This is a genomic window from Micromonospora sp. TSRI0369 (genome assembly GCF_001905625.1).
GTDB lineage: Bacteria > Actinomycetota > Actinomycetes > Mycobacteriales > Micromonosporaceae > Micromonospora > Micromonospora echinospora_A.
This window is the reverse complement of sequence record NZ_LIVU01000015.1, coordinates 83389-95481: the sequence shown is the minus strand read 5'-3', so window position 1 is coordinate 95481 and position 12093 is coordinate 83389. Positions and strand designations below refer to the sequence as shown.

Sequence of the window (12093 nt, the reverse complement as noted above, 5' to 3'; positions counted from 1 at the left end):
CGTCCCCGCGGCCACCAAGACCAACGACTAAAGATCAACCAAACCGAGGTGGTCCAGTTTCAGCCGGACCACGGTGGTCCCGTTTGAGGCGGCGTTGACATTTCGGCGTCAACCGGCTGATGTGGACGAATCCCTGACGGGCGTACGCCTCGTGCTGCCTGCGGATCCCCCCGGGTCTCGCGCGCTTACGACCACAAGGTTGCGGGCCGATGCTCCTGACAGTGCGATGGTCGACGACCAGCCCGTCGCGCCCGCACCCGGCGGACGACGCGTCATGCTGATCACCTTGGGCGTGTGGGTGGACGACCAAGACACTTGGGATGAGTCGGCCTGGGGTGGCGACGCACAAGCCACCCGGGCAGGGTACGGCTACCGCTCGAACATGAGCGACGCTGAACTCCTCGATGCGGCGCGGCTCTTCTGGAGGTGGAGTCCCCACTCTGGGACCTGGGACGGAATCGAATACGCCGTTGTCGCGCACCGCGGCAAGACACGAGCCGTCCTACGAATCGACCGGCCGATCGGACCTTTCTGGGGCCGGTGGGGGTTCCAGGGCCGGATCGTCAAGGACCCGACCCTGGCCGGGGAACTGGTTGCCCGCGACGTGCCAATTCGGCAAAATCCGATCACAACAATCACGCTATGACGACCAACTCGACGGAAGGGCGGCCGACTTCCGCCCACCCTTCGAGATCTCAGCCGCTTGGCTTGCCGCGGGGATGAATAGGCGAGGGCGGAGTGGAAGCGCACGTGTGGTGGTCTGGGCGGCTACCGCCGGTTCGGCAACGCCTCACGACGGCCCACGGTCAGATCGTCAATTGGCAAGCGAGCTACGACCGGGACCACGATGGAAGAACTGACGGGCGCGCCTGCCACGACAAAGACGAACCGGCCGATCATGACCGCGTCGCCAACATGCCCGGCGAGGTTGACCGCGATGGGTTCGGAGGTCAAGCCGGATTCGGTGTTGATTAACGCCGTTTGGAGGTGGCGATTTGAACCGGTTACCAGCGCCCAAGTGTCGTTTAGGCGGATGAGTCCGTGGGGTCGACCGACGGGCGTGACGAGCCAGGTGGACGCTCTAGTACGGAGGTCCAGGATGCAGCTGTGGCCGTCACCAAGCACGAGGAAGGTGTGCTCGCGCATCCAGCATACGTTCGCGCAGCTTGCGGCGGGAAACTCACACGAGTATCGCTGGTCGTCGCCCAAGTGCGCGCGTGGTGCCACCAAGTGCCCGGGTTGGCTGCCGGGCCAGCCGGTGGTGCTGCGGTCCAAGAACCACGGGGCTCCGTCGATGCCGGGCACAATCATCGGCGTCCGGGTGAAGCCCCCGGCCGCTGCCTCCACCGCGTCCGGGCGATGCCGGGCGATACCGCCGCGGCGCGCCACGAGCACTGATCCGTCGTTCTCGACGAACGCGTTGCCTTCGCAGTTGGTCAATTCCAGCCGGCGCCGTGCCCGGGAACGGCGGAGGTCGAGTTCGACTACCCCGTCCTCGACGGTGATCAGTAGTCGGGCCTCGTGCGACGCTAGACCCTTGATCCCGTCGCCATACGCCAGCACATCGGCGTCCAAGGCGTTCGGTGCCGCGACCGAAGCTGGGGTGAACCCTTCCGGTACTCCGAGGGCGACGGGTGTCTCGATCGGACGCCGCGGACGTAGGAGCGCCGCCAGCGTGGCGTGTTCGTGGCCAAAGAGGGAGATCGACCGGTTCGCCGCCATGATGATCTCGTGGGCGGTGGCCACGCCGGTCAGGAGCGCCTCGATGTGGGAGCGATCGAACAGGATGATGTTCCTGACGCCGACGGCGCGGCGTAGGGCGCTGTCGTTAAACCCGGATCGGGACGCGAGGATGCCCATGCTACCGGGGCGCCGCTCGTCGAGGACGTCGTGGAGCTTGCGGACCGGATCAGCGTTGATGGGTTCGGCTTCCCACTTCGCCTCCAGTAGGTACCAGGTGCCGTCGTAGGCAAAGGCGACATCGACTTCCCCTCGTGGGCCGCGGGCGTCGCATTCCGCGTCGATGCCGTCACGCTGTAGAGCGTCGGCGAGAAGCTGGTTGAACAGCATGCCACGCTTGGATTCCGTGATACCGCCGGCCAGCGCGCGCAGGTTGGCGTATCGATTAACCAAGTCGGGGCCGGCAGCCACGTCAGTCAACTGCGCCGCCAGCTGCCTTCAGACGAACCCTCCGCCATCGAGCTGAGATGGCTGAGCTGTCCATGGGCTGCGTCGGCGCGCCGATCCGCTCGCCCAGGGTCCACACCTGCTGGAGTTGCAGTTGCATCGATACGACTCCTTGATTAACCATCATGTCACTCCGTCGGTACTGGGAGCAACGGAGCGAGTACGTTCTCCTGCTGCCGTCTCAGGTGTTGTTGCAGCAGGTCCTGCAGCTGGACGACCCTTCGCTTCGTGAGACCCAAGCCGTCGGCCAGCATGGCTGCATCGGCAGCCGCGAACTGTTCGGGCGTAGTAAGCCCTCGACCGGCTAACGACAGATATCGGGCACGGGTCAACGAGGCGCCGAGTGCCAATCCTAGGTCGGCCAGGGATGCCGAAAGCCCCAGCTCGAGCCGGACCACCGTCCGCTCGGCGACGTCACCGACCGCGATGTCTGGATGCAGGAACGTGAAGACGCGGACGACGGCCGGTATCAAGTCGCGGGTTCGGTCGACGGTCGAGCGGACGGCTCCCGCGACACCGTCGCCGAGTTGATGCTGCGTGAGGTGCCGTTCGAGTGTCGAGAGCGGTGTGTCGCTGGCGTACAGCAGGCACGCCATCGCCCTTTTCGCACGGACAAGCCCTGTCAGGTGATCTTTTCCGCCAATGCCGATTCCGTTTTGCACGTGCGGCGCAACTTGCTGGTGCGCCAACTCCCTCGGCCATCGTTGGTGCTCGGTGTTCCGCGCCTTCTTGGCGAAGGGGATGTACACGTCGTCCAGTTCGCGCGTGACCTGGGCTGCGGCGATCAACGTGGTGGAGTTGGGTGCGGTGGCGAGCGGACGTAGTACCTCAACCAGCCGGATGATCGAGTCGACGAATACGCCGCTCTCCCCGGCGAACCGTCCGAGGTCGGTCAGGCGGTACCTGTCGCCGTCGACGATCTCGACGAGCTGGTGGCGGACCAGCTCTTGCAGCATCGCCAGGACGCTGTCATGCCCCCAGCTCCAGCTGGGATTGATCTGTCGCTGCTGGAAGGCCCCGAAGCTGCTCTCCAGGAAGGAGACCACCAGCTGCGCCTCAACGCTGCCAGCTGCGTCGGGCGTGAGCGCCGCCAACGTGCGGAGTAGCTGGCTACGCCGGTCTGTGGTCTGGCTCAGAAAGACCGACTTGACGTCCTCCGGCTTGCCGAGCACGTAGCTCGACCACACCCGGTGGTCAGCCAGCCCGCGCGAGCTGATGACGTAGGACTCGCCGCGTTCGGCGTAGCCGAGCCGGCCAGCACGTCCCACCATGTTCTTGTACTCGGCCACAGTGTACGGCGTGCTGCCGGGGTGCGTGAGCCCCACGATCACCACGGCAGACGCCGGCGTGTTCACACCCATGGCGAGCGTGGTCGTGGCGACGAGAACCCGCAGCGTGGCGTCCTTGCGCCGGAATTCCTCTTCCAGAACCTGCCGTTCCTCGCGGGTGAGGTCGGCATTGTGGAAGCCGACACCGCCGGCGAGTGCACTGCGCAGGCGTTCCGACGACGTGGACAGGTCACCAGACGGGAGGGCCTCCAATGCGTCCCGCCCAGCGGCCAGGCCGAGGCGGGCCGCCAGATATTGGGCGCAGCCGACGGTTTCGCCTTTGGTCTCGCGGAAGACGATGACCTGTTTGTCCTCACGGGCGAGCTTGGCCACCAGGGGAATCAAAAGATCTTGGCTGCTGTTCCTGCCGCTCCACTCCGGCGTAATGATGCCCTCCGCCTTCACCGCGCCGTGCTCGTCGATGAAGCGGTACTGACCGGCGGAGTTGAGTACGCCCTCGATCAGCGGCACGGGCCGGGCTTCGTGCCGTAGGTGCCGGCCGTCGAGCCAACGCTCCAGTCCGCTAGTATCGCCGATCACGGCCGAAAGGCAGATGATCTGCGGCGCGATGCCCTCGGCACGTCGGCTCTTGAGCAGGGTCAGGACGAATTCGAGGTTCGCCCCGCGGCTGGGGTCGACCATCATCTGTACCTCGTCGACGACGATGGTGCCTATCTGCCGTAGCAGGTGCGGGTTGGCGAGCACCATCGCGCCGAACTTTTCGTATGTCATCAGACAGATGTCGTAGCGACCGTTCATGAGCTCGGCATTGTCGTCACTGATCTCGCCGGTCGCGCGGATGGTCACAACGCCTAGGTCGTCGTACTTGAGCGTGAACTCGACGTACTTGTCGTTGACCAGGGCGCGCATCGGGAGCAAGAACAGTGCCCGCCGGTGGTCGCTCACCCGCTGCAGCGCGGCAAGCTCGCCGACCATGGTCTTGCCCGACGATGTCGGGGCGGTCACCAGCAGGTTCGCGCCGTCGAGCACACCGTAGTCGTTGATCGCCGCGAGTTGGAGGTCGTTCAGGCCCGGGATGGCCTGCGCCCAGGTGTCGAGCAGGACCGGTGGCAGCCCGAACGCCTCCAGGCTGTGCAGGTCGGCCATGGCCGGCTCCCGTACCCGGTCGGGGAACGCGGCGGCATACCGGGCGCCTGGGGTGAGGATCGGCCAGGACGCAATGCCATCGACACTGCCGCGAAAGGCGGGGTGCTGTTCCCTCCGCAGGGCAGCCGAGGCATCGACCACGCGGCGGGTCACGTGGTCGAGGAGTTTGAAGACATCGATCTTGCCGGCGCTGACGACCTCGGGCACGCCCTGCAGGGCGGTGAGCAGGTGATAGGTCAACAGCCCATGACGCAGCGCGGTGTCTTCGTAGGCGGGCTCGTTCGCGGCCGACGCGGTGAGCACGATGCGGCCCATGCCGGAGATCTGCTCCAACAGGTCGACTTCGGAGCCTAGGCCACGCGCTTGCAGAGGGGAGACCAGCACCTTCGCTCCGTAACCGCCAGAGAAGCAGCAGTCAAGAATGCAGACCAGGGTCGCCGCAGGGATCTGGTTCAAGAGTTTGGCCAGCTCTTCCAGCGGCAGTCCCGTCTCCGTAAGCCGGGAGCGGTCAGCATCGTAGGGCACTAACTCGTGCGTCGAGCTGCCATGACCCGAAAAGCTGACGACGACGAGATCCTGGTCGCTGCTGACCGCCGCCAAGCGTTTCAGTTCAGCGACGACGTTGTCCCTGGTGGCCTCGGCGTCGGTCAGGAGCGCTGGCTCGCCCTCGAAACCGTCAGCGAAGAGGGCGTGCAACGCCTTAGCGTCACGGACCGCTGAAGAAAGAAACCCAATGTCGGGAGCCTTATATCTGTCAACTCCGATGAACGTGCCGTGGAACTTCATGAGTGATCTCGTTGCTCCTCATCACACCAAGACAGCGATGCGAATACGATTTCGATATTCGACTGTAGGCCCGATTTGTCGCGCAATTTATCCTTAGCCTGCGCCTTTGTGGCCATCGAACAATAGCTTTTGGTAGTCACCCTGTTGGCTGAGCAGCATGTCGCTGTACTCGCCGCGTCTCGTCGGTTGCCTCGCGTAGGGGACATAGTGTCCAGTCGGCCGTGGAGTCGTGGGTGTGAGGTCGCGGATCTCGTACGTCCAGGCACCGTCGACAAGGCGCACACAGGCGATCTTGTTGATCGCCGCGTACTCCAGCGCGCCACTCTGGAACCCGCTCGCGGCGACCATGACGCCTTTGTGAGCCCCGGTTGAGCGAAGTTTATCGTTGAGAACTTGAACGTGCTCGCGCTTGACCGGCGAAGCGTGACGCTTGCACTCGAACAACACGACGAAGTCTGCGCCCAGGAACCGGAACCGGACGGTCACGTCAATGATGAACATCCCGTCAACCCCCTCCACCGGGTCGAGGTGCTGAACCTGCCAGTCGGTCACCTCGTGGCCGGCCGCCTCCACTAGGTCGGCAACCGTGCGCTCGAACTCGGTCGGGGTGAGCTCGAACGTCGGCCAACGGTCGATGCCGTCCTTCAGCGTCACGGGCATCCGCTCCTCATGATCGAACTGATGTGCGAGAGATCAGCATGCCGCCACCTGACCCGACAGTCACGGCAACACGCTCAGCGACGGATGCCGGAGAAGCATTTGCCTCCGTCATGTACGGCCGACTGAGGCAGTGCGCTGCTCGTCTAACGGTCTTCCATGGTTGTCCTCGCCGGTGGACGTCAGGTGGGCGACTTGGCGGCGTAGGCGTTCGGCTTCTGCTTCGGTCGCGAGCAGACGTCTCCAAGGGCTGCGCGCGCTGCGGCTTGTGGCTGGTGGTGGTCCAGCTCCTCGCGGAAACGGAACGCTCAACACCGGCTGTTGCTGTGCGGTTAGGCTTGCTGTCCGCTGCTAGATGCTGCGAAGCTCGCGGGCTGTTGGCAGTCTTGATGCGATGAAGCCCACGACTTCGTCGAGGTAAGGTGCAGCGGCCTGCATGTTGAAGCCCTGTTTGCCGCTTTGGTGTATCCGCCTGCAGGAACCCCTACGCGTCCTTATGTGATTCGTGCTCACGTACGGTAATGGGTGTGCGAGGTTGAGTCAAACCTGACCGTGCCGTAATCTATAAGCATGTGCACCCGTAATGGAGCACAGATGATACGTACAAGAGTTCGAATCCCCCCTCGGACACCAAATTGCAGCATCCATGCTGTGTTTCGCGTACTGGTGGTCAAGCATGCTTGACCACGCAACTCTCAGCGCAGCGACTCCCTCGATCGAGCCTGTCTTGATCGGGGGCGATTGTCGTGGTTGATCGTTCCGTGGCTTCCGTCATCCCTCCCGTGCGGCTGTCGGACCGGGAGCAGAGCCCGCATCGGCCGCGTGGTGGAGCCACTCGTCGTCCACCATTGCCCCTGCCGGTGCTACCGACGTCACGCGCCGGCACGATGGTGTACGGCTTGGCTGCCATCGACAGCAGTGGCCGGATCGCCGATCGTACGGTCATCCGGTCCCTCGGATGGGGGCCGGGCACGCGGCTGCACATCCGCGAGGGCTCAGGAGTGATCGTCGTCCGGTTGGACCGGCAGGGCGCTCTTTCCTCAACATGGGCGCGAGCTACTCCGTTTCGGGCCTGCGTTACCTGCCCCGGCAGGATGGCGGCTCTGGCGCGGCCAACGGACGCATCGGCCAGTACGAGGTGTACGTCAGCACCGACGGCACCAACTGGGGAACGGCCGTGGCCACTGGCGCGTTCGCCAACGACGCGAGCCAGAAGGAGGTCCGGTTCACCGCGAAGACCGGGCAGTACTCGCGACTGCGTGCCGTGAGTGAGGTCGCCGGCAACCCGTGGACGTCGGCCGCGGAGATCTACGCCCTCAACTGAGGCTCGTCCGTGCGTTCCTGGGGGAGCGACCGCACGGGACGGTAAGGCATGGGGTGGCCGCCACGGAGCGGGCACCCCTTGCCGTTATAAGCCGGCTGCGCCCCGGTGCCAGACGAAAGACGCATACGAACACCAGGTATCGGTCCGCTGAACAGGGATGACATGGTGCACTCCCGAAGAGTCGACGACTTCCGGAGTCAGTCTTCACCGAGCGGCGGCATAGGTCGGATCCTTGATCTGGCAGGGATCGGGTTCACGACTGTCTCGGGTGACCGAGGGCTCCTACGCTGAAATTTGTGGAAGATGTCGATGACGCCCGCGAGCTCGTTGAGCAGCGGATGCGCGCCACGGGGTTCGAGGAGGACATCCTCGACAAGGTCTTGGATCTGCTGGAACGCTTCGACACCGATCGGGAGAAGCTGTTCGAGGAGATGCTCTCCAAGCTGGAGCAACCGGGCTATGACGGCCTGACCGACCGGTGGGAGACCAACTGCGAGCAGGCCGAGGCGCTGATGGAGCGCCTCGAATCGGACATCCGGTCGGTGCTGGAGGACAGCCAGGCCAACGCGATGTCCGTCGACGAACGGTGGACCGCGGTCGGCCCGCGTGACTTCCTCGCCGGGGAGCGCAAGATCTGGGCGCAGGTCGCCCGGCTCGACGTCCCCGAGGTCGCCACGCTGATGAGCAAGGTCCTGGAGGCCGACCTCGCGCTCATCAAGAAGTGCGAGGAGGACCTCAAGAACGCGCGCAGCAACGACGCGATCGTCGAGCAGCTGCTCCTCAAGAACTTCGGCTCCATCCAGGACACGGTCAAGAGCCTGCTCGTCAAATACCTCCCGACCTCGGGCGCCCGCCTGATCGTCCTCTTCATGAAGGACCCGTCGTCCAAGGAAGCCGCCAACGAGGCGATCAAGAACTTCGAGAAGCTCACCGCGGAGAACCTCATGGCGGCCAAGCAGAAGCGTGCCGCGAAGCAGACGGTGGTCGACAACATCAAGCTGCTGACCGCGGCCCGCGAACAGCTCGACGAGGACTGGATCGACAAGCTCTTCGCCCGCGGCGCCGAGGCGGCGGGGAACTGGCGCGGCATCGGCGCGTCCGGCGACTACCGGGCCACCGACTGGGACTGGATGAAGGAGAACGTCCTCGACCGAGGGCTCGACACGCGGGCCGAGGCGGCCAAGGAGCAGTCCAGCAAGCTCTACGACGAGCTCTTCCCCACGCTCGTGGAGGAGAGCACCAACGCCTTCGCCCAGCTGACCGATGATCCGGGCACGCTGGCGAAGTTCAACGAGGAGCTGGAGAAGGCCTCGGAGTCCCTGGAGTCGCTGCTGGCGACCGAGGAGGAATACGTCAAGGACCTGGCCGAGGGACCCTACAAGCAGACGGGCCTCGCCGCGTTCGCACAGGTCAGAGACGCGGTCAAGGCGGGCTTCAAGCTGCTAGCGGACAAGACGGAGGAAGCCGACGACGAGGTGAAGAAGTCATGACCGACCTCTTCGTCGCGGCGGGCGGCCCGGTCGGCGACGGCAGCCGGGCCCGGCCGTTCCACGACCCGTGGCTCGCGCTGCGGCAGGCTGCGCCCGGCGACCGCATCCACATCGCGGCGGGCACCTATACCGGGCGCGGCGAGCGCTCCTCGTGGGTCGTCGACACCCCCGAGCTGACCCTGCTCGGCGGATACAGCCCCGACTTCGCCCGCCGTACCCCCTGGCAGACACCTACGGTCTTCGCGGCAAAGACCGGCCTGCGCGTCCCGAACGAGCCGAACATGCTCCAGGGCATCGGCGACCACGACGGCCTCGTCCTGGACGGGCTGTTCTTCGACGGGGCCGGGCGCGACGACTACGACGAGCAGGGCGGCCTGCAGCGCGCCTCCTACGGGGACGGCCCGCTGGTGAGCCTGCGCGGCGAGCGCATCACCGTCCGCGACTGCTGCTTCGCCAACGGCAGCTCCGGCGCCGTCGAGCTCGGCGGCGACTCCGTGGCCTTCGAGAACAACATCGTCGTCAACTGCGTCGGCCTCAGCCTGCTCACCGTCCGCGACGGCGCCCCCGAGACCCCGGCCGCGGTCAGCCGCAACACCTTCGCCTTCGCCCACGACGACTCCGACCCGCCGCGCGGCTCCGGTGCCGACCGGGCCGTCGGCGTACGGGTCAACGGCGCTGCCGCAATCGCCGACAACGTGTTCGTCGGCTGCGGCAACGCCGCCGTCGCCTGCCTGCGCGACGTCGGGCAGATCGCCATCGACCGCAACCTGTTCTTCGCCACACCGCGCGACATCGTGCGCAGCCGGGTGTCGGGCGCGGAGGCCGAGCTCACCGAGGAGTACGCCGCGGAGCTCGAAGACGTCGGCCTGCGCTCGGCGGCCGGCAACACCGTCGGCGACCCACAGCTGACCGGGCTCCCGGCCGCGTGGCTCGACACGTACACGGTGGACGTCGCCATCACGTACGAGCGCCCGCCGATCGCCGCCCTCAACGCGCTGCGGAAATCGGCCGGCCTCGGTGAGCTATCGTCCACATCAGACCGTGATGTTCAGCGGCCCGTCATGCGCCGGCTCGCCCCGGCCGAGGTGCTCGCCCTCGCGGTCGGCGCGGCGCCGGGCGCGCACCCCGCCGACCTGGCGGCGCCGGAGCCGTTCACCGAGCTCCCGGCCGGCCCGGCGTACCAGGCCGTCGACTGGGCGCGGCTCTACGAGGCCGACCCGGCGCTCGCCGGAGCCCCGGTGCAGGTGCGGGCCGGGGTCGGCTTCGACCAGAACACGCAGATCCTCCCCGAGCTCGCGGAGACGCACATCGGCGTCGCCGTCTACGAGCCCGGCACCGACAACAGCCCGTGGTGGGCGCTCGCCCCGCGCTACGGCCTCGTCCATCACCAGACTGAGGAGGCCGTACGGTATTCGCGCGGCCTCGACGTCGAGTCCACGTACCTGCTCCGCGGCACGTATCGCCTCACGCCGCCCGGCGGGCGTCAGAGCGCCACCATCGTCCTCGACTCCCTCGCGCCCGTGCTCGACGTCACGGCCCCCGAGCCGCCCCGGCCGGCCGGCCGCGACTGGTTCGTGCGGGCCGGATCCTCCGGCGGGGACGGCAGCCGCGAGGCGCCGTTCCGCGACCCGTTCCAGGCCCTCGAAAAGGCCGCCGAGGGCGACCGCATCCTCGTCGCCGCAGGTGAGTACACGGGCCGCCTGCGGTCGGGCACGTGGCGCATCCCCGTACGCAACCTGACGCTGCTGGGCGGGTGGGACGCCGAGTTCGCCGCGCGCGACCCCTGGCGACATCCCGTGCGCTTCGTGCTCACTCCGGAGACCAAGGCGAAGGGCATCTTCGGCGATCCGGTGCTCACCGGCGAGGACTCGGGGGAGGGCCTCATCCTTGACGGGTTCATGTTCGACGGGTCGACCTACAACGCGTACGCCGACAGCGGCGCCCTCGACGCGGGCCATTCCCAGTCGGCGGCGCTGCTCGACCTGCGCGGCGGCAGCGGCGGCATCACCGTGCGCAACTGCGTCTTCGCCAACGCGGCGTACTGCGCCGTGCAGCTCAGTGCGGCGTACGGGACGTTCGAGAACAACGTGGTCGTCAACACGAGCGGCACCGCCGTCCGTATCCAAGCACCCGGCGCGGGCCCCTGGACCATCCGCGGCAACACGGTCCTGTTCGCCGCCGACCCCACCGGCCGGGCCTCGACCGGGCAGTCCACGACCGGCTGCCTGCTGGACATCTCCGGCCGGGGTGTCATGCGGGTCGAGGCCAACGTGCTCGCCTTCGCCGACAGCATCGCCGTCCGCGCGACCGTGCCCGACCAGCACCTGCTGCTCGACGGGAACGTGCTCGCCGCCAACCTGTACGCCGACCTCCACGACGGCCGCCACGTGCTCGTCGACGCCGAGAACCGCGACCGGGTGTTCCGCGACGCCCCGTTCGGCGCTCAGACCGGAACCCGGTTCGAGCTGCCGGCGGTGCCGGTCGACGCCGCGTACGCCGACCAGGCCGTCGGCCGCCTCTCGGCGCTGGCCGCCGCGATGCCGAAGGACGGGCTCAACGCCGCCGCGGCGGCGCTCGGCGTCTCGATCACGGCGCCGAAGACGGAGGCACCCGTCGAGGCGGCGCCCCCGGAGCCGAAGAAGGAACCGTCAGTGGCCGACCTGCTCGCGGACCTCGGCCGGGCCCGCAAGGCGTTCGAGGCGAAGGACGCGGCCCCGCCGGCCACAGACACTCCGCTGTACTGCCCGGTCTATCCGGTCGAGGCGGCGCTGAGGCTGGCCCTCGACGCCCCGCCAGGCGAGCCCGGCGCCCACGCCCCGCCTTCATGATCGAAGAGCTTGTTACATCCTGATTCCGCAGCTCATCTGGCTTGCTCCACCCACTCGCTCGAATCCGCGAGTAAGACGCGACGCACGTGGACCGGCAGGTTCGGGTGGCCGGCGACCGCGTGGCGAACCGTGCTGTCCGGGTCGGTGGCCAGACGTTCGGCCAACTCGACGGGCAGGTCCGGATCTCGGGGTGCTGGGCATCGCATGCGCGGGGCCGGGTCTGCGTATGGATCCGGTGCGCGTATCGGCTCGGGTGTGTCCCGGCGGCTGAAGACACCCACGCGTACGTTCGCGCTGGGATCCTCGGCGAGCAGGTCCCGTACTCCTGAGGGAAGCTGTGGGTGTTCGGCGACCTGCCGTCGAACATGGTGGGTCGGGGTCACCAG

The 12093-nt window shown here is 66.9% G+C and carries 8 protein-coding genes; 4 read left to right on the top strand and 4 right to left on the bottom strand.

Features of this window, described 5'->3' with window-relative positions; translation table 11 throughout:
- Positions 1–226: 226 nt before the first annotated feature.
- Positions 227–646 carry a hypothetical protein gene (locus AMK25_RS29860; protein ID WP_143194814.1) on the top strand — a complete coding sequence of 140 codons (420 nt, stop codon included), beginning with the start codon at positions 227–229 and terminating at the stop codon, positions 644–646.
- A 122-nt stretch (positions 647–768) separates the two neighbouring features.
- Here AMK25_RS29860 and AMK25_RS29855 read toward each other — a convergent pair whose 3' ends face one another.
- The 3 genes from AMK25_RS29855 to AMK25_RS29845 all read right to left on the bottom strand — a co-directional run bounded on the left by AMK25_RS29855 (position 769) and on the right by AMK25_RS29845 (position 6062).
- Positions 769–2151 (bottom strand): restriction endonuclease, encoded by a 1383-nt coding sequence (locus tag AMK25_RS29855; protein WP_241826558.1) that lies wholly within the window; start codon positions 2149–2151, stop codon positions 769–771.
- A 164-nt stretch (positions 2152–2315) separates the two neighbouring features.
- The gene (locus tag AMK25_RS29850) at positions 2316–5408 is read right to left on the bottom strand and encodes a DEAD/DEAH box helicase (protein ID WP_073831697.1); all 3093 of its coding nucleotides are present in this window, start codon (positions 5406–5408) and stop codon (positions 2316–2318) included.
- 93 nt (positions 5409–5501) lie between these two features.
- The gene (locus AMK25_RS29845; RefSeq protein ID WP_158070685.1) at positions 5502–6062 is read right to left on the bottom strand and encodes a restriction endonuclease; all 561 of its coding nucleotides are present in this window, start codon (positions 6060–6062) and stop codon (positions 5502–5504) included.
- A 1048-nt stretch (positions 6063–7110) separates the two neighbouring features.
- Here AMK25_RS29845 and AMK25_RS29840 point away from each other — a divergent pair.
- The 3 genes from AMK25_RS29840 to AMK25_RS29830 all read left to right on the top strand — a co-directional run bounded on the left by AMK25_RS29840 (position 7111) and on the right by AMK25_RS29830 (position 11707).
- Positions 7111–7389: a discoidin domain-containing protein gene (locus AMK25_RS29840; RefSeq protein ID WP_073831695.1), complete on the top strand. Its 279-nt coding sequence runs from the start codon at positions 7111–7113 to the stop codon at positions 7387–7389.
- 296 nt (positions 7390–7685) lie between these two features.
- Positions 7686–8879, top strand: a complete 1194-nt coding sequence (locus tag AMK25_RS29835) for a hypothetical protein (protein WP_143194812.1) — start codon at positions 7686–7688, stop codon at positions 8877–8879.
- Positions 8876–11707 carry a right-handed parallel beta-helix repeat-containing protein gene (locus tag AMK25_RS29830; protein ID WP_073831693.1) on the top strand — a complete coding sequence of 944 codons (2832 nt, stop codon included), beginning with the start codon at positions 8876–8878 and terminating at the stop codon, positions 11705–11707. The genes AMK25_RS29835 and AMK25_RS29830 overlap by 4 nt, the downstream gene beginning before the upstream one ends.
- A gap of 32 nt (positions 11708–11739) precedes the next feature.
- Here the strand turns inward: AMK25_RS29830 and AMK25_RS29825 are convergent, their stop codons facing one another.
- Positions 11740–12090, bottom strand: a complete 351-nt coding sequence (locus tag AMK25_RS29825; protein WP_241826557.1) for a hypothetical protein — start codon at positions 12088–12090, stop codon at positions 11740–11742.
- Positions 12091–12093 lie beyond the last annotated feature (3 nt).

What these genes read in the sequence shown, in the direction of transcription:
- AMK25_RS29830 (WP_073831693.1), top strand. Translation starts at nt 8,876, where the DNA reads ATGACCGACCTCTTCGTCGCGGCGGGCGGCCCGGTCGGCGACGGCAGC.
- AMK25_RS29860 (WP_143194814.1), top strand. Translation starts at nt 227, where the DNA reads ATGGTCGACGACCAGCCCGTCGCGCCCGCACCCGGCGGACGACGCGTC.
- AMK25_RS29840 (WP_073831695.1), top strand. Translation starts at nt 7,111, where the DNA reads ATGGGCGCGAGCTACTCCGTTTCGGGCCTGCGTTACCTGCCCCGGCAG.
- AMK25_RS29850 (WP_073831697.1), bottom strand. Translation starts at nt 5,408, where the DNA reads ATGAAGTTCCACGGCACGTTCATCGGAGTTGACAGATATAAGGCTCCC.